Source organism: Rhodococcus sp. IEGM 1366 (genome assembly GCF_033142425.1).
Classification (GTDB): Bacteria; Actinomycetota; Actinomycetes; order Mycobacteriales; family Mycobacteriaceae; genus Rhodococcus_F; species Rhodococcus_F globerula.
Genome location: NZ_JAWLRZ010000008.1, coordinates 40,218 through 58,178 on the forward strand (window position 1 = coordinate 40,218; position 17,961 = coordinate 58,178).

The 17,961-nt window shown below is 60.9% G+C and carries 15 protein-coding genes; 12 read left to right on the forward strand and 3 right to left on the reverse strand.

The features are described from left to right. Position 1: 1 nt before the first annotated feature. A complete protein-coding gene (locus tag R4P64_RS23835; RefSeq protein ID WP_317822929.1) occupies positions 2-1,141 on the reverse strand; it encodes an acyl-CoA dehydrogenase family protein in 1,140 nt (379 codons plus the stop codon). Between the two features lie 95 nt (positions 1,142-1,236). Between R4P64_RS23835 and R4P64_RS23840 the strand changes: the two genes are divergently transcribed. From R4P64_RS23840 to R4P64_RS23855, 4 genes are all read left to right on the forward strand, one after another. Then, a complete protein-coding gene (locus R4P64_RS23840) occupies positions 1,237-1,617 on the forward strand; it encodes a nuclear transport factor 2 family protein (protein WP_317822930.1) in 381 nt (126 codons plus the stop codon). Next, positions 1,617-1,991 (forward strand): hypothetical protein, encoded by a 375-nt coding sequence (locus R4P64_RS23845; protein WP_021333780.1) that lies wholly within the window; start codon positions 1,617-1,619, stop codon positions 1,989-1,991. The genes R4P64_RS23840 and R4P64_RS23845 overlap by 1 nt, the downstream gene beginning before the upstream one ends. A gap of 190 nt (positions 1,992-2,181) precedes the next feature. Then, on the forward strand, positions 2,182-3,393 hold the full coding sequence (locus tag R4P64_RS23850; RefSeq protein ID WP_116104743.1) for an acetyl-CoA C-acetyltransferase: 1,212 nt from the start codon (positions 2,182-2,184) through the stop codon (positions 3,391-3,393). 55 nt (positions 3,394-3,448) lie between these two features. Further along, positions 3,449-5,626: a 3-hydroxyacyl-CoA dehydrogenase NAD-binding domain-containing protein gene (locus R4P64_RS23855; RefSeq protein ID WP_317822931.1), complete on the forward strand. Its 2,178-nt coding sequence runs from the start codon at positions 3,449-3,451 to the stop codon at positions 5,624-5,626. A gap of 55 nt (positions 5,627-5,681) precedes the next feature. On the opposite strand, the gene R4P64_RS23860 is transcribed toward R4P64_RS23855, so the two are convergent. After that, positions 5,682-6,722 (reverse strand): ABC transporter substrate-binding protein, encoded by a 1,041-nt coding sequence (locus R4P64_RS23860; protein ID WP_317823240.1) that lies wholly within the window; start codon positions 6,720-6,722, stop codon positions 5,682-5,684. Positions 6,723-6,993: 271 nt separating this feature from the next. Between R4P64_RS23860 and R4P64_RS23865 the strand changes: the two genes are divergently transcribed. The 6 genes from R4P64_RS23865 (at position 6,994) to R4P64_RS23890 (ending at position 13,558) form a co-directional block, all read left to right on the forward strand. Continuing rightward, the gene (locus tag R4P64_RS23865; RefSeq protein ID WP_317822932.1) at positions 6,994-8,928 is read left to right on the forward strand and encodes an FAD-dependent oxidoreductase; all 1,935 of its coding nucleotides are present in this window, start codon (positions 6,994-6,996) and stop codon (positions 8,926-8,928) included. 231 nt (positions 8,929-9,159) lie between these two features. Beyond that, entirely contained in the window at positions 9,160-9,927 is a 768-nt protein-coding gene (locus R4P64_RS23870) for an SDR family NAD(P)-dependent oxidoreductase (protein WP_033235406.1), read from the forward strand. A gap of 649 nt (positions 9,928-10,576) precedes the next feature. Further along, positions 10,577-10,951, forward strand: coding sequence for an MmcQ/YjbR family DNA-binding protein (locus R4P64_RS23875; protein ID WP_230590280.1), 375 nt, complete (start codon positions 10,577-10,579; stop codon positions 10,949-10,951). A gap of 59 nt (positions 10,952-11,010) precedes the next feature. After that, positions 11,011-11,406, forward strand: coding sequence for an MmcQ/YjbR family DNA-binding protein (locus tag R4P64_RS23880; RefSeq protein WP_317822933.1), 396 nt, complete (start codon positions 11,011-11,013; stop codon positions 11,404-11,406). Next, entirely contained in the window at positions 11,390-12,718 is a 1,329-nt protein-coding gene (locus R4P64_RS23885) for a replication-associated recombination protein A (protein ID WP_317822934.1), read from the forward strand. The genes R4P64_RS23880 and R4P64_RS23885 overlap by 17 nt, the downstream gene beginning before the upstream one ends. A 441-nt stretch (positions 12,719-13,159) precedes the next feature. Beyond that, complete coding sequence (locus tag R4P64_RS23890; RefSeq protein WP_219112376.1) at positions 13,160-13,558, forward strand: hypothetical protein; 399 nt, start codon at positions 13,160-13,162, stop codon at positions 13,556-13,558. Between the two features lie 254 nt (positions 13,559-13,812). Here the strand turns inward: R4P64_RS23890 and R4P64_RS23895 are convergent, their stop codons facing one another. Continuing rightward, a complete protein-coding gene (locus R4P64_RS23895; protein WP_317822936.1) occupies positions 13,813-14,928 on the reverse strand; it encodes a glycosyltransferase in 1,116 nt (371 codons plus the stop codon). Between the two features lie 250 nt (positions 14,929-15,178). Between R4P64_RS23895 and R4P64_RS23900 the strand changes: the two genes are divergently transcribed. Next, a complete protein-coding gene (locus R4P64_RS23900) occupies positions 15,179-16,345 on the forward strand; it encodes a glycosyltransferase family 1 protein (protein WP_317541001.1) in 1,167 nt (388 codons plus the stop codon). Next, positions 16,338-17,954, forward strand: a complete 1,617-nt coding sequence (locus tag R4P64_RS23905; protein WP_317822937.1) for a glycosyl hydrolase family 28-related protein — start codon at positions 16,338-16,340, stop codon at positions 17,952-17,954. Before R4P64_RS23900 ends, R4P64_RS23905 begins: the two co-directional genes overlap by 8 nt. Positions 17,955-17,961: the final 7 nt, after the last annotated feature.

Genomic DNA, 17,961 nt, shown 5'->3' on the forward strand with positions numbered 1-17,961 from the left:
GTCAAATACCGATCAGTTCTGCGATGCGTGCGCGATGAGTGCGCGAATCGCCCTGTACTGCTTCGTTTCCCAATGCGCGGCGGAAATAGGAGTGTGCCGGGTGTTCCCACGTGAAGCCGACGCCGCCATGCAATTGCACGGCCTCGGCCGCGGCGTCGATGGCCGCGTCGGTGCAGACGGCGCCGGCCACCGCGATCGCCAATCGGGCAGTGTCCGGGGCCTCGTCGTATACGGCTGCGGCATATCTGCTTGCCGATCGAGCGCGCTCGAGCAGCACGAGTACGTCGGCCAGTCGGTGCTTGACGGCTTGAAACGAGCCGATCGGGCGCCCGAATTGATGTCGGGTCTTCACGTATTCGACGGTCATCTCGAGCAGGGCGTCGACGATTCCGGTGTTCTCGAAAGCGATTGCGAGCGTCCGTAAATCATGAATCCGAGTACAGGCCCGGGCATAATCGTCGGCACCGACGACGGGAACTGCCGGCACTTCCGCTACGGTCAGGTCGGCCTGTCTGCGGGTGGGGTCGACGACTTCGCGCTCGCGCCAGTGCACCTGACCGGCTGTCTTAATTGCGAATATCTGCCGTCCGGCGGCGGTGTCGGCGGAGACGATGACGAGGTCGGCAGCAGCACCACCTACGACGGCCGAGACCTCACCGCTGAGCAGCCAGGAGGATTCACTTTCGACACCGCTGAGTCGATCGGTCGCGGCAGTCAGTGGACTGACGCTTGCCACCGAGGATCCCTCGAGGACGTTGACCAGTAGTTCGTCGACGGGATACGTGGCCGCCAACAGTGCCTGGGCGCCCAGGACCGCCGAGGAAAACACGGGCTCACAGGCCAGACTCCGACCGCACTCTTCGAGAATGATGCCGAGTTCTACCATGCCGTAACCCAGCCCGCCGCGATCTTCTGGCGCAGCGAGCGAAGTGACCGACATATTCTCGATCAATTGCTGCCAGAGGTCCGGCGAGTATCCCTCGGCCGTGTGCGAAGCCGACCGAGCCTGCTCTACGCCGCCGTGTTTCCCGAGCAGCGCTCGAATCGCATCACGAAGCTCCAACTGTTCGGGGCCAGGATTGAGAGCAGCGGGCTCGGAGAGTGGCCAGGGGGGCTCTACCTGGGAAGTAGACGATTTCATATCACTCCACTTGACTTGAGTTCAGTTTGGTTATGGATCGAGACTAGCGCGTCAGGGCCTCGACAAGAAGGGGTGAACCGAACTAAGTTCATCTCATGAGCTCAGTGATCGAAACCTATTACGCGACCGTGGACAGCGGTCGACTCGAAGATGCTGTGGCCTTGTTGGCCGAGAACGTGGAGTTCGCCATGGTCTTGCCCACCGGGGCTAACTACGGGAGTGGTCGTGCGTCAATGCTCGACTACCTGTCGAGTCGCCCTCCGGTGGATCGCAAACACAAGGTCCTGCGCGTTGCAGCCGAAGGAGATCTGCATTTCCTGCATGGGTCGGTGACTGAGAACGGGACCAAGACCACGGGCTATTTCGTCGGTGTCATGCACGTCGATTCCGCCGGTCTCGTCGATCGCTATCAGGTGACCTTCGACGCTGAGTTCAGTTTGATTCCCCCCGATTCGTCCGCCGAAGGAGTTCGCTGATGAGCGAGACCAACCAGACGCCAGTGCTCATCCAGTGGTTCGAGTACATGGATTCCGACGATCCGGACCGCGTGCTGACGATGATCAGCAAAGACTTCGTGATGTCCGTTCAGTTCTCGAAGGGTGATGGTCAGTCTGCCGAGTTCGTCGGCGATCGCGACGGTCTCGTCGCCTACCTGGCGCAACGCGAGAAGAGTGTTCTGATCCACCACATCGACGCAGGGGCATTCGTCGACGGTGTCGAGTTGTCACTCGGGCGCACCACTCGAGGCGGCGATTTCGAGGCTTCGTTCAACGCCACTGCGCAGCTCGACAGCGAGGGCAAGGTGCGGCGCCTACTGATCGCCCGCACCCCCGAACTGTCCTTCTCCTGATTCCAGCTCCATCCAGGCCGACCTCGGGTACAGCGCAGCCTTGCCGCGCTACCCGGGGACGCCGTAATTCTCCCGTGCTCTCGCACTCCTCCGCGATCTCTATCGCAGGCGCGCGCCGCCAAATGCGGCCGGCGACTCTCACTCTTGTCCTGCCGAAACAACTGAGCCGTCATGACCAAAAGGAATCCCTGTGAGTGAACAAGCATTTATCTACGAGGCCATTCGCACGCCGAGAGGCAAGCTGCGAAAAGGCTCATTGAACAGTGTCAAGCCCGTCGACCTTGTAGTCGGGCTGATCCAGGAACTCGGAACCCGTTTTACCGCAATGGATCCCGCAGAAATCGACGACGTAGTACTGGGCGTCGTCTCCCCGGTGGGCGAGCAGGGTGCAGTCATCGCGCGCACCGCCGCCCTGCTCGCGGGATTGCCGGATTCGGTGCCAGGCACGCAGGTCAATCGCTTCTGTGCGTCAGGTCTCGAGGCCACAAACCTGGCGGCGCAGAAAGTTGCATCCGGCTGGGACGACCTGGTGATCGCCGGCGGCGTCGAGTCGATGTCGCGTGTCCCGATGGGTAGCGACGGCGGCGCCATCTTCACCGACCCGGCGACCGCATACGACCTGTACATCGCCCCGCAGGGAATCGGCGCCGACCTCATCGCCACGGTCGAAGGATTCACCCGCGAGGACATCGACGGTTACGCCGCACAGTCACAGGGGCGCGCGGAAAATGCTTGGAATGCAGGCTATTTCTCCAAATCCGTGGTTCCGGTGCGGGACTTCAACGGGGTCGTCCTGCTCGATCACGACGAGCATCGCCGTCCGGGAAGCACCGTCGAGAGTCTGGGCAAGCTCACACCGGCGTTCGAAAAACTTGCGGCTACAACCGGTTTCGACGAGGTTGCGCTGCAGAAGTACGTCAACATAGAAAAGATCAACCACATCCACACCGGCGGTAACTCTTCGGGCATCGTCGACGGTGCCGCACTGGTACTCGTCGGCAGCGAAGCCGCGGGTAAGCGCGGCGGCCTGACGCCGCGCGGCCGCGTCGTGGCCACCGCCCAAACCGGTAGTGAACCGACGATCATGCTGACCGGACCTACTTCCGCCACCGAACTCGCTCTGAAGCGGGCCGGACTGACCGTGGACGACATCGACGTCTTCGAACTCAACGAGGCCTTTGCCTCCGTGGTCATGAAGTGGATGAAGGATCTGAAGATCCCGCACGAGAAGACCAACGTCAACGGCGGGGCCATCGCGATGGGCCACCCACTCGGCGCTACCGGAGCCATGCTGGTCGGCACCGTGCTCGACGAACTCGAACGTACCGGCGGACGCTACGGCCTGATCACGCTGTGCATCGGCGGTGGCATGGGTATAGCCACCGTCATCGAACGCGTCTGAGTCTGCACCCCGGTCCGCTCCTCCCTCTGTTGAAGAGAAAGAACATACAGAATCAATGACTGACAACATGATCGGCTGGGCGCTCGATACCGATGGCGTCCTCGTGCTCACGATGGACGACCCGAATCAGGGCGCCAACACGATGAACGCCCTGTACACGTCGTCAATGGCCGCGACAGTCGACCGACTCGAAGCCGAGAAGGACAGTTTCGTCGGCGTCGTGCTCACCTCGGCAAAGCGAACATTCTTTGCCGGTGGTGACCTCAGGGACATGCAGGCTTGGGGACCGCAGGCGAAGAACCCGGTTTCTGCCACCGAGGTCACCACCCACCTCAACGAACTCAAGAAGGTGCTGCGGCGACTCGAGTTGCTGGGCAAGCCCGTAGTGTCCGCCATCAACGGCGTCGCACTCGGTGGCGGGCTGGAAATCGTGCTGCACACCCACCACCGCATCGCGGCCGACGTCAAGGGCAACCAACTCGGCTTACCCGAGGTCACCCTGGGTCTGTTGCCCGGCGGGGGCGGAATCTCCCGTGTCGTACGGCTGCTCGGCATCCAGGGGGCGCTGGCAAACGTACTGCTGCAGGGCCCGCGTTTGAGCCCGACACGCGCGCTGGAGTTGGGCCTGATCGACCAGGTCGTTGGTTCGGTGGCGGAATTGCTACCGGCGGCCAAGGCTTGGATTCACGACCACGCCGATGCCATACAGCCTTGGGACACCAAAGGATTCAAGATTCCCGGCGGCGGACCGGCTGACGTGAAGATGGCCCAGGTCCTGCCGGTTATCCCGAGTCTCCTGCGTAAGCAACTCAAGGGTGCACCGATGCCGGCACCACGCGCGATCATGGCTGCCGCGATCGAAGGCGCGTACGTCGACATCGACACTGCCGACGAGATCGAGACCCGCTACTTCGTCTCGCTCGTGACCGGCCAACTGGCCCAGAACATGATCAACGCCTTCTTCTTCGACCTGCAGGCGATCAACGGTGGAGCGTCAAGGCCAGACGGCTACGACAAGTTCACCGCTAAGAAGGTGGGTGTCATCGGAGCCGGAATGATGGGTGCCGCAATCGCATACGTCTCCGCCCAGGCCGGAATCGACGTGGTACTCAAGGACGTCTCGCTCGACGCAGCGGCGAAAGGCAAGCAGTACGCGGTAGCGCTGGAGGCCAAAGCGCTCGCCCGTGGCAAGACCACGGCGGAGAAGTCCGAACAACTCCTCGCCCGAATCACACCGACCACCTACGCCGCCGATTTCGCGGGCGTCGACCTGGTAATCGAAGCCGCATTCGAATCGGTCGAAGTCAAACACCAGGTGTTCCAGGAGATCGAGAACATCGTCGAACCCGACGCGGTGCTCGGCTCCAACACCTCCACCCTGCCGATCACCATCCTGGCCGAAGGTGTCGCGCGCTCGGAAGACTTCATCGGAATCCACTTTTTCTCCCCAGTGGACAAGATGCCCCTGGTCGAGATCATCAAAGGCGCCAAGACGTCGGATGCTGTGTTGGCCAAGGTCATCGACTACACCCAGCAGATCCGCAAGACCCCCATCGTGGTCAATGACAGTCGTGGCTTCTTCACCTCCCGCGTCATCGGCAAGTTCCTCGACGAGGCGATGGCCGCCGTCGGCGAGGGCGTAAACCCCACGTTCATCGAGCAAGCAGGCGCACAGGCCGGATACCCGGCACCGCCACTGCAGCTCATGGACGAACTGACACTCACACTGCCGCAGAAGATCCGCAAGGAAACCGAGCGGGCACTGCTCGCCGCAGGCGAGACCGTTCCATTCCACGGTTCCAACGCCGTCATGGATCGGATGGTCGGTGAACTCGAGCGCACCGGACGATCCGGCGGCGGCGGTTTCTACTCGTACGACGAGAGCGGCAAGCGCGTCGGCATCTGGCCAGGTCTGCGTGAAGCGTTCAAGTCCGGGTCCACGGAAATTCCGTTCGAGGACATGAAGGAACGAATGCTGTTCGCTGAAGCGCTCGAGACCGTGCGCTGCTTCGACGAGGGCGTGCTGGAATCGGTCGCGGACGCTAACATCGGCTCGATCTACGGTATCGGCTTTCCAGCCTGGACCGGCGGCGTGATCCAGTACATCAACCAGTACGACGGCGGGCTGCCAGGTTTCGTCGACCGCGCCCGAGATCTGGCGTCGAAGTACGGCAGTCATTTCGAACCACCGCAGTCGTTGGTCGAGAAGGCCGAGGTGGGTGAAAAGTACTGAAGTAGTAAAGCACTGAGGTGGCCCGCCTCGATCCGAGGCGGGCCAGATCGCACCACTAACGTTGAAAGCTCCGCTCCCATTCTTCTTGAAACTTGCCGGTCAGCTCGGGAGTGAGCGCAGCGGTGTCCGGTAGAGGGATATCCTGCGCACGTCCGACCGAACCCGAGATGTCCGGCAGAGCACTACCGTATCCGTACGAGAGTGCCTTCTGCCCTGCTTCTGTGACCATGAAGTTGGCCAGTACCTGCGCGGCATTCGGATGCGGCGCGGACGCAAGTACCAAGGAATACCACGGCGTTCCCCAAGCCGGCTCCGGCAGTACCCAGTCCACCGGGGCACCTGTCGCCATCTCCCGCACCAGCGGTTGCACCATCGGGGTTGCGGCAATCTCACCCGAGCTCAATGCTTGGGCGATACCCAGCGAACTCGGGTAGATTCGAGGATTCAGGGCCGCGAGCCGTTCGTTGAAATCGCCGTTGCCCCAATTTTTTTCGAAGAACTGGTACTCGTCGACCACGGCCGCGAATCCGCCGGGGTTCACAACCCCGATCTTCCCCTTCAGCGCGGGATCAAGCAGGTCGTCCGGTGATCGAAGCCCCTGGGGCAGAGCGTCGGTGTTCCAGCCGAGCGCGAATACAGCCGCGCTGGTCAGGAAGAACTGGTCGTCGATCACACTTCGAGCGCGATCGTATATCGGATTGTCGAAGGCTGGGCCGACAATCGCCGTCGAGAAGTCGCCGGTTGCGGCGGCATTTTTGATCCAGGACGGATCCGAGGACATGTGAACGTCGCCTACGCCCTTGCCAGTTCGATTCTCGGTTTCGATTCGAGGGTTCATCTCGACATCGGTGCCGCGCGTAACTTCCAAGGTGATCTGCGGATACTGCTGCGCAAATGCAACCCGCAGTGCCTCGAGGTTTGCCGGATGCTGGGTGGAGTAAAGCCGCACGGAACCTTCGGCTGTGGCCGCGGCGACGACGTCGTCCCAACTGCCGGAGGCCAGCGTTGCCATGGTCTCGTTACTGCTGCACGCGGCCGCCACCATCAGCGTGGCGGCCGCAGTCACCGCTATGACCGACCGGGGAAAGATCTTCATGTACGTGCCCTTCTGGCGCTCGTATGTCATAGGTATTTTCCGGAGATCTCGTTGTCGAACCGCGAAAGATATTCGAGAACAAGCAAATTCAGCATTCATTCGAGATGACCTGAACTCGGTTTAGCTGACGACGGCAGTATGCCATGATGTGGCTCACATCACAATAGTTGGGTGCGCGCAGGTTTTCGATGCCGCCATTCTTGGCTAAACTGAATTCAATACAGTTAGAGTAGGATCGCCATGTCAGTAGTTGCGAGCTGGGAGAGCACTCATGGGTAACGAATTCCCCCACCTATTTTCACCGTTCGCAGTCGGTGGCATGACCATCAAGAATCGATTGGTGGCCTTGCCTGCCGGTACGAGTATGGCCGAAAACGGTGTCCCCACACATGGGGACACCGAACATTTCCAGCGACTCGCGGCCGGTGGAGTAGGTCTGATCATCGGCGGTGCCACCGTGGTGCACCCGACCACGACGCTGCGCTCACGAAAGCTCGTCGAGGCGTACATCGACGAATTCGTTCCGGCCACAGCCGCGAAAGTCGAAGTGATACACCGTCACGGCGCGAAGTTCATCGGTCAGCTGTGTCACCTCGGCCGCGAATTCATCGGCGGCGAATCGGATGCGCCGCCGTCGGCCCCGTCCCCGATAAAGACACCGCGCGATGCCTACCCCCCTCACGAACTCACGATTACCGAGATCGAAGACATTATCGAAGGCTGGCGCATCTCGACCGCGAATCTTGTCAAGGCAGGCGCAGACGGCGCGGAAATCCATGCCGCGCACGGTTATCTGCCTGCTCAGTTCATGTCCCCCTTGACCAACCAGCGAACCGACAGCTTCGGTGGATCGTTCGAGAATCGAATGCGTTTCCCCCGCTTGGTGATCGAGGCAATGCGCTCCGTCATGCCGACCGGATTCGCCCTCGGCGTGCGACTGAGCGGTGAAGAGGAAATCCCCGGCGGAATGCGGATCGATGACTGCGTGCGCATCGCCGAGAATATGACCGAACTGGGGGTCGATTACTTCTCCATCACGCACGGCACCCGCGGCAAATACGTCAAGGACTCCACCAGTGAAGATGGGGTCGCAATTCCGTCCGCATCGAAAGTTCGGGCTGCCACCGGCATTCCTACCCTCGTCGGTCAGCGCATCCGCGACGCCGCTGCCGCCGATCACGCGATCAAGTCCGGTCACGTCGACATGGTGGGGATGGCTCGGGCGCTGATCGCCGATCCCGACCTGCCGATCAAGTCGCAGACCGGCCGCCTCGACGAGATCCGAGGCTGTCTTGGCATCAATCAGGATTGCCGCGCCTTCGACCCGCATCTACACTGCGCGGTCAATGCCGAAGTCGGACGCGGCCGACATCCGGGTGTCGGTGCCGTGCCCCCGCGCGTCAAGGAAGTTTTTGTCATCGGTGGCGGGCCGGCCGGACTCGAAGCCGCACGCGTCGCCGCCGGCCGCGGGCATCGTGTCACATTGTTCGAGCAGGACACCGTTCTCGGTGGCGCCGTCCGTGTGGCCGCAGCCGCCCCACATCGCGCCACCTTGATCGACATCGTCGATTACCTTGCACGAGAACTCAAGCGGCTCAAGGTCGACGTCAACCTCGCTGCCGGAATCGACGTGGACGACCTCGCAGACATCCGCTCATCGGCCGACCACGTCATCGTGGCCACCGGATCACGGCCGGCGGAGTTGCCGATCGGTTTGCGCGGGCGACCCGTCGCGACGATTGACGATGTTCTCCTTGGCCGGGTGCCCGAAGTCGAGAGTCGTCACGCGGTCGTTTACGACGAGGGCGACGGGTTCTGGCCGGCGTACAGCGCAGCCGAAGCGCTTGCCCAGCAGGGCTGGAGCGTTACGATTGCCACTGCATTGACTGCTCTGGCCTCCAGAGTGCCGGCTGAAAGCGTGGGTCCGTTGCTGGGTCGACTCGGCGACGCGGGGGTCGAATTCAAAGTCGGTCACTCGTTGGTGATTCCCGATAGTTCCTCGGCCCCGCTGTTCCTGCGCCCTGTCTTCGGAAGCGGTGACGTCACGTTTGACGATGTGCTGACCGTCTGGCATCAGCCGCGAGTTCCGGTGTCATCCCTGGGCTTGGAACCCAGCAGAGCAGTCAGCATTATCGGTGACTGCGTAACTCCCCGTCGATTGAGTCATGCCATCGCGGAGGGGTACCGCGCCGGTGCGGAATTGTAGGGGTACTTCCACGGAGGTCCATGACATCATCGCTCCGCTCTTACTGCGAGGCGAGCGTGATCGCGGGGCCGATTCGTCGGTGAGGCGGTATTACCGCTCGTGCCAACAGGATTCGCACTCACTGCAGTCAGTTTTGGGTAACGCCTCAACCCCGGCCGGCGCTGACGTGCGCAAGTAGAACTCAACAACCAGTCATTTTCGATCTATTGAGAAGAGAAGAGTGCATACGAAGTGGAAATCAAGGGAACCGCAGCACTGGTCACCGGAGCAGCTTCCGGACTGGGAGCAGCTACGGCCAAGCGCCTCGCCGACGCCGGCGCTACCGTCTTCGGCCTGGATCTGCCCGCGTCGATCGAACGCGCCGGCGACAATGTCCCCGCCGGTGTCACCCTCATCCCCACCGATGTGACCAGCGGCGAAGAGGTCGAAGCTGCCATCAACCAGATCGTCGAATCCGGCTCTCCGCTGCGTATCGTCGTCAACTGCGCCGGCGTCGGCTGGGCCGGACGCATCCTGTCCAAGAACGGCCCGCATGACCTCGAGCTTTTCCGCACGGTCATCACTGTGAACCTGCTCGGCACCTTCAACGTCATGCGCCTGGCGGCCGACGCCATTGCCAAGACAGATACCGTCGACGACTCGGGCCAGCGCGGGGTTGTCATCAACACCGCATCTGTTGCCGCATTCGAAGGCCAGATCGGACAGATCGCCTACTCCGCATCCAAGGGCGGCGTGCACGGCATGACGGTTCCGGCTGCCCGCGACCTGGCTCAGTTCGGCATCCGCGTCAACACGATCGCTCCCGGCATCATCGACACCCCGATGCTCGCGGGCGTCACCGACGAGTACCGCAAGGGCCTCGAAGCCGGCGTTCCGTTCCCGTCGCGTCTGGGCCAGCCGTCCGAGTACGCGCAACTCGCTCAGATGATCGTCGAGCACGACTACCTCAACGGCGAGACCATCCGCATGGACGGCGCTCTCCGTATGACACCGCGCTGACCCTAGGGCAGCTAGAGGTTACTGCCAGGGAAACGTGCAGTGGCCCTCATATTTTCAACATCGAGCCGTACGACGCTAAGACGACAGCGATGTGCTTCTCGGGCTGCCAGCAGTGTCGCGTGCATGGGTGCGCACAACACTGCTGGCGTAGTTTTTTGTTGCTGTGAGCTGTGGTGACAACACGACCCTCCCTTCGGGCGGGAGGTGGGAGTGTCTGGGCTTAGCACCTGCACCACTGATCACGATCAACAGGTGCATCAGTTCGCGCAGTGACTCGAGGTCCGTTCGCAGAGACGCAACCGAAAAACCTCTCACATCATTCCCGGCCCATTGCCATCTTCAAAGAAGCTCCCCAACAGGAAGTTCCGCAATTATTCGAGATAGGAAACCAGCACGTCCCGCTGGCGTCTGACGCCGTGGGTGCCGAATCAGGTCGCCTACTCCGGAACTGATTGATCCGTAGGCGTACATTTCGCGCGCTGGTCGCAGGTCTCGTTCGGTGGCTCGGCTGTCCCCGCAGATTGCGTCGACCAGGATCTCGCGAACCTCTTTCTCGTCTTGGGCGTGGGCGATCGCATCGGTGTAAGTGTGTCGGCGCTGGTGCGTACGTTTGTACGTACATTCAGGTGGGAGGGTAATGGTGCAGGGCATGGAACTTCAGGAGCGAGCTGCAGCCCGCACGACGGAACTGCCGGGCGCGGAGCTGACGTATCCGTTCGGTGAGGACTGGAAGGTGTGGAAGGTATGCGGGAAGGTGTTCATGTTGCAGACCGAGGTGACCGGGGAGCCGATCGTGATCGTCAAGGCAGCACCCGCGGACGGGGAAACACTCCGGCAGTCGCACACGGATATCACCGCGGGCTATCACATGAACAAGCAGCACTGGATCACCGTTCACCCGGGAGGTTCTGTCGATGCCGGGCTTGTCGACGATTTGGTCGTAGAGTCGTATCTGTTGGTTGTCGAGAAGTTACCCAAGCGGGAGCGGCCGGTCGATCCCGACACGTTTGGACGACACGGGTGAGTCTGACTGGGCCCCGGTTGCAGCGGCTCGCCTGCACTACCGCCCAGGGGCTTCCGGGGGTGACGGAGGGATACCCGTTCACCGAGCAACTGCTGGTTTTCAAAGTCGCCGGACGCGTGTTCCTTGTCGTCACGCAGGATCCGGGCGAGCCGATCATCACTGTGAAGGTCGATCCTGCTCATGGCGCGGCCCTGATCGGTGAGCACGACACTATCGAGCGAGGACGCTATTTCGACAAACGTCATTGGGTGTCCGTTGGGGCTGGAGAATCGGTGACTGCCTCGCTGGCCGAGAGACTCGTCCACAACTCCTACGAATTGGTGACCGAGCAGCTTCCAGCCTCCCAGCGAACGTTATTGCGCCAGAGCATCGAAGACCTGAAGCAAACCGGAATCAGATCGGCGGGCGCGGCCGACAGCCAGAGAAAAGAGGACAGCGATGACGAAAGATCCTGACGCGGCGTCGCTGTTCGAGGTCGATGACACCTCACGCCCGCTCGCAGATCGGCTCCGTCCCACGCAACTCGAGGATGTCGTCGGACAGGGGCATGTGCTTGGCCCGGACGCCCCGATCGGGCGAATGATCGAACAGGGAAAACTGTCTTCCACGATTTTGTGGGGGCCGCCCGGATGTGGGAAGACCACAATCGCAAGGCTTCTCGCCGAACGCACAGATCTGATGTTCGAGCCGTTGTCGGCGACGTTCTCCGGGGTTGCGGACCTTCGTAAGGTGTTCACAGCGGCCAGCAAGCGGCGAGAGATCGGGCAGGGCACCCTGCTGTTCGTCGACGAGATTCACCGCTTCAATCGCGCTCAGCAGGATTCGTTTCTTCCGTACGTCGAAGACGGGACGATTGTGTTGGTCGGAGCGACGACCGAAAATCCCAGCTTCGAGCTCAACGGCGCTTTGCTCTCTCGGTGCCAGGTTTTCGTCCTCAAGCGGCTCGACGAGTCGGCGTTGCGCACCCTCGTGGATCGCGCCGAGCAGCTCACCGGCCGCACGCTCCCGGTGGATACGGGGGCTGCGGAGGCCTTGATTGCTATGGCCGACGGTGATGGTCGTTACCTGCTGAACCTCGTCGAACAACTCCTCACCCTGCCACCGGAGAGCGCGCCGCTGGACACCGCCGGCCTGGCACAGGTGGTACACAAACGAGCGCCACTGTACGACAAGTCGCAAGAAGGGCACTACAACCTCATCTCCGCCCTCCACAAAGCCATGCGCGGATCAGACCCTGATGCTGCGTTGTATTGGCTGGCGCGCATGCTCGACGGCGGTGAGGACCCGCTCTACATCGCGCGGCGACTCGTGCGGTTCGCCAATGAAGACATCGCGATCGCCGATCCGCACGCAGTGCACCAGACGCTTGCGGCATGGGATGTCTATGAGAGGCTCGGCTCTCCCGAAGGGGAACTCGCCATCGCGCAAGCCGTCGTATACCTTGCGACCGCGCCGAAGTCGATCGCGGTATACCGGGGCCTGAGCCGGGCGATGCGAGCGGCGAAGGGGTCCGGATCCCTCCCGCCGCCCGCACATATCCTCAACGCCCCTACAGGTCTGATGAAGTCCCTCGGATACGGAGCGGGTTACGAGTACGACCCCGACACCGCAACAGGATTCTCGGGCCAAAACTATTTCCCTGACGGCATGGCGCGTCAACGGTTCTACGAACCCACCGACAACGGTTACGAACACATCATCGCCGACCGGCTCCGCCAGTGGGAACAACTCCGCGAAAACCCGGATCGTCAGGACCGTACTACATAGCGCGACAACAAGGTTCGTGGACCGATCTATCGCAGGAGATGTCGAGAGTATCGCCATGGCGAACATCGTTTAACCGCTCTGCGTCCCGGCCAACCCGATTCTTTGAAGCTTTTCTCCCGTCTGCGTTGTCTCGAACCGATCAGCATGTGGGCACATGTCACGTGCCGTCGAAGTTTTCGACGATCACCGGGATACATATCAATCGCTGTGCGCGACAACAGCTATGACCCCGTCTCGCTGAGCTACAGGTCTGGCCAGGAACGGTTCAGCGTCAAACATGTCGGAATTTGTGACGCGATTGCGTTCGAGCGCCACAAGGGTGAGTTCCATGTTCTTCCAGGGATGTCAGATTAAGAGCTCGACAATCAGCTGACGCAGTCATTCTGGTCGGTTGGGCATATGCTCCGTGGCACTTGTGATGCCGAGGTAGGGGAAGAATTCATGGCTAAGAGGTTTGTGTTCGCCGGTGTTGTGTCTTTTGCGCTGCTTACCGTTGGCTGCAGTGGAGAATCAACGCCGACTGCGGCCGAAGATCCGGTGGGCACACTGCAGTCTGCTGCTGAAGAGTGGGCTACCAGTTTCTACTCGGGCGATGCGTCGGCCGCTTACGCTCTCTTCATACGAGAATGTCAAGAGAAGTTCTCCGAGGAGGAGTTCAAAGCCTTTTCCGACGTCGCTCAGGCGACGCCCCGGACAGTGACCGATGTGACCGCCGAAGTGGACAGCGGTAAGGGAACTGTCGGCATCTCGTTCGCTGAGGAAACCGACTTCGATACGAACATGCCCTGGGTTTTGGTGGACGGGGACTGGAAAACCTCGGACTGCGCTATGCGGGAATAGCTGTAGTACCGATAGAGCGTCGAGTTGTTGTCAATCACGCGAGTGCCGACTCGGCACGCCGTGTAGTTGCCGTCGTACCGTCATTTGTGGGACGCGGATTACCCACGACGCCACCTGAATCTTAATCTGGGATTGCGTTGCCTGATATCGGACGCACACAAAGGATTGGGCGCCGGCCGGCCGGAGTATCGAATTCGTTTTGCGGCGTCGGAACCACGTCCGGTTCTACTTGGGCATGTTCGACCGCCTACCGGTCATCTACTCCCAAGAACGCCGTCAACCACTCTGATCATGTTCTCTCCAAAGGCCTTCCGTGAGAAGCCTTCGGCCCATGCGCGAATTACCTTTGCATCGAAATCATTTGGATCGAATGCCTCCATTGCTTCTGCGAGACCGCTGACCACCTTGGCATCGTCGCCAGGGGACACGAGAACACCGGACTTGCCTGGGATAACTGTGTCGAGCGCGCCGCCTTCGCCCAAAGCGATCACGGGGGTTCCGGTGGCCATCGCCTCGACCGGGACGATGCCGAAGTCCTCGACACCGGGCATCAGCAGGGCTCGGGCCCGCCGGTAAAGATCCAGTAGTTGATCGTGGGGGACTCGCCCGACAAAGACGGTGTCGTCGGCTGCCAACTCCTTGCAGACGTCCATCCATCGGCCATCGCCCACAACGACGAGTTTCTTGCCCGCCTGCCGTGCGGCTCTAATTGCAAGGTCTGGCCGTTTGTAAGGCACCAAGCGGCCGGCAAGAAGGAAGAAGTCTTCCCGGTCGATCGAGAAATCGGGGGTGAATCCATGGGTGTCCACGGGTGGGTGCACCACCACTGCTTCTCTGCCCCACCAGCGTTGAATCCTGTCGGCAACCTCGGTCGAGTTCGCGACTACCTGGTCGAGCCGACTCACAGCTTTCAACTCGCCCCGACGCGCCACTTGCGCCAGTGCTGCGAGCACGGCTGCGCCAGCTGCGCCACCCGACTCCTGCGCGCGAAAGGCGGGATCCCAGGCCCAGCGCGCCGGGCTGTGTACGTATGCGATCACCGGGGCGTCGGTGGAGAAGGCCGCTTGTGTGGCGAATGCGTGATGGCTCACCACCACCGCATCGACCTCTCCCAGCTTCATGCCGCGAAAAGCGCTGGGCAGCAGCGGCATCAGCGGTGCGTAAGAAGACCTTCCCAGCATCCGGTAGGCACCGTCGACCCATGTCGTGACAGGAGGGGACGAAAGTCCTGCAGGTATGCCTGCAGGCCGGGCAAGAGGCACGTGGACGGCGGCGTGCGGCCAGGTCAAGGACAGTTGCTCGACCACATGTTCGGAACCCGCGATCTCAGTGAATCGCTCGTGCACTATCGCTAATTTGGGTTCGTTCATGTTTGCTTCGAGACTCCCGCAACGTGTGACAGTTATTTGGTGTGTGCCCTTTTATCTGACGATCCGGCTGATCGAGCTTTGTTGATACCCAGCCGAAGTCGCCATTTGCTGCCGTGAATGCACCTGAAACTACCGGTGATCCGACAAGATCAGTTCCTTCGTGCCGAAGGTACCATTTCATATGCGAAGTCGGACATTTGACAGGGCATCATTATCTCCATCAAATTGACGGACCTGCAACAATTCACTTATGGATACTCCCCGTGCCGGTCAGGCGAGCCGAGATGGCGAGTCGGTTGATCTGTTGTTCGATGCCCGACATATTCGTCAGAGTGGTATCGGCACCTACATCAGGACCCAAATTCCTGTGCTCGAGCAGGTGCTGAAAGAACGTGGATTCCGGCTGGCCATCCTCGCCGACCGAAATGCGGCACCTGACACCAGCGAAGAAACTCGTGTGATTCTTGCGGATCCCGCCGAGGCCCGAATGTATTCAATGGGTGAACAACGTGTGTGGCGTCGCGCATTGTCGGCAACCCGTCCGCAGGCACTGTGGGTTCCGCACTACCCCTTTCCTTTTGCACTAACGTCTCCTCGTAATCGGGACGTTCGATACTTCTCCACGGTGCATGACACCCTCCATATCGAAGACAAAAAGCTGAGCGACCAGAATCGCGCAAAGAACGCGTACGCGTGGACGATGCTGAAACTCAGCGCACGACGGGCCGCAACGATTTTCACCCCGTCCCAGGCCACCGCCCGTTCAATGGCTGCAATCGCACCCTCATCCGAGGTGCTGGTGACGCCGATCCCAGTAGACGACGTGTGGTTCTCTGAAGCCGACCCGGCGTCGTCGCCAATTCAACGCCCCTACATTTTGTATGTCGGCAATATCAAGCGGCACAAGAACTTGCCGGTACTTCTGGACGCATTTGCGACGATCTCGGATTCCATCCCACACACACTGGTGATAGCTGGTGGCGATGAGTCACTCAGGACACTCGACGACCGAATCAACCAGCTTGTGGCAGGCCTGGGTGAACGTGTGCAGTTAACGGGCAGACTTCCGTTCGACAGTCTGCGTGCTCTGGTGGCTCAGGCGGACTTATTGGTTATGCCTTCACTTTTCGAAGGTGCCGGTCTTCCGCCGCTGGAGGCAATGGCGTCCGGTACCGCGGTTCTGGCGTCCGACATCGCGGTGTTGAGGGAAACGTGCGGCGACGGAGCAGAGTATTTTGATCCGCACGATTCCGAAGCCTTGGCCGAACTCGTGAAGAAGTACTGTGACAACGAAGACGCCAGGGCGTCGTTGAGTCATCGCGGAGAGTTGCATGTCAAGCGGCGCCAGTCCGAGATCGTGTCAACAGCTACTGCCGAGAAGATATGTTCCTTCCTGAGTGAGGTGCCCATTGGCTAACTGGTCGTCGGCGCTGTCGCGCCGCAAATTTCTCGGAATGTTCCCGGCAGCGTTGGCTCTGCCTGCCGCTCTGCCTGAATCCTTCAACGCCGTTCGCCGCGTCGAGGGCGGCGGTGACGTCATCGATGTTCGCGATTTCGGTGCGGTTGGTGATGGGACACAGGATGACTCGATTGCCATTCGCAATGCCGTCGCCGAACTGAAATCTGGAGACGTCTTACTTTTTCCGTCCGGCCGGTACCGCTTTACTCAGCGTCATCCAGCAGGCGGCGCTGCTATCTCGATAGTGGGGATCTCTGACGTTTCGATCGACTTCGACACCGGTGCCGAACTTCTGATGGACAACCTGGACGACAACGGAGCCGGCACGAGCCACGGCATCGTGCTGCGTGGTCCGCTGGAGCGTGTGTCTCTTCACAACGTGGCAGTGCGGTGGGCAAGCCAGCCGGCGCTGCGGTCGATGGGCGACGGAATCCGAGTTGTGGGATATGCATCGGACACGTCGGCAGTGCCCGATGGTTGGACCGGACCCGGCAGGCCGGTTAGTTGGGTGACGTTGAGCGACTGCAGAGTCGAGTCGAGCCCGCAGGCAGGTGTGATCATGATGGGCGTTTCCGACATCACTGTTGACGGACTTCACGTCGAGAACACCATGGCCGACGGACTCCATTTCAACGCGTGCCGACGTGGAACCGTCGAAAGGTATTCAGCAACAAACACTGGTGACGACGGTTTGGCGCTGGTGACCTACTACTCTCCAGAAGCCCAGTTCGACAGCGCTTCCGAGACCTTTTCCTTCCCGGCCTTGACCGAGTGGTCGAACACCGACTTCGATGTCACCGACGTCCAAGTGTCGGGCGGTGCGGCAAACGGAGTGCGTCTGGCGGGGGTCAATCGATCAACGGTAGCTGCCGTAGTGGTCGACGGAGTATCGAACGGAGCAGGTGTCATGGTCGACTCGGCATCGCCGGACTCGGGCGCCGGGTGGCACTATGTGGCATCGCGCGGTGTGCAGCTGGATGGGCTCACCGTTGAGGACTCTCACACAGGGCTGCACGTACTGGCAAGACCGAACGGGTCGACTGGCGACGCTTTCAGCCGGTTCGACCTAGAGGTAGCGGGCGTTGCCGTTAACAACTGTCTTTACTGGTCGATTCTCGTGGAATCTATTGCAACCCCGCCTGTTACCGGTATTTCGCTGATCGATTGCACGGTGATCGACACCGAAATAGGTCCAGGTACCGGAGCTGTCGGGCTGCAGAGGACCCAAGATGTTTCACTGGGAACCGTGTCCATCACGACGGCGAAGTCTGCGGTGGCGTTCTCAGCCGACAACTCGGCACAGTTCACGATAGATCAGCTCAACGTGACTGTGACGGGTCCGCCGCTCGGTTCCGAAGCCGGCGGACCATTCGCCGTGTTCCAGGGCTCATCCGGGACAGTGGTTGCTGCGGATTTGGTTTGGGAGCAAGCCCCCTCGTCGTGGCTACCTGTTTTGATCTTCAGTGACAGTTGTGTCGGTGGCACGCCTACGAACCCGGAAGTGAGCGTTGGTACCGTGACAACCACTCCGCCGAAGGGAGAGCCGGTCTTCGTCGCCTGCCGATGACGAATTC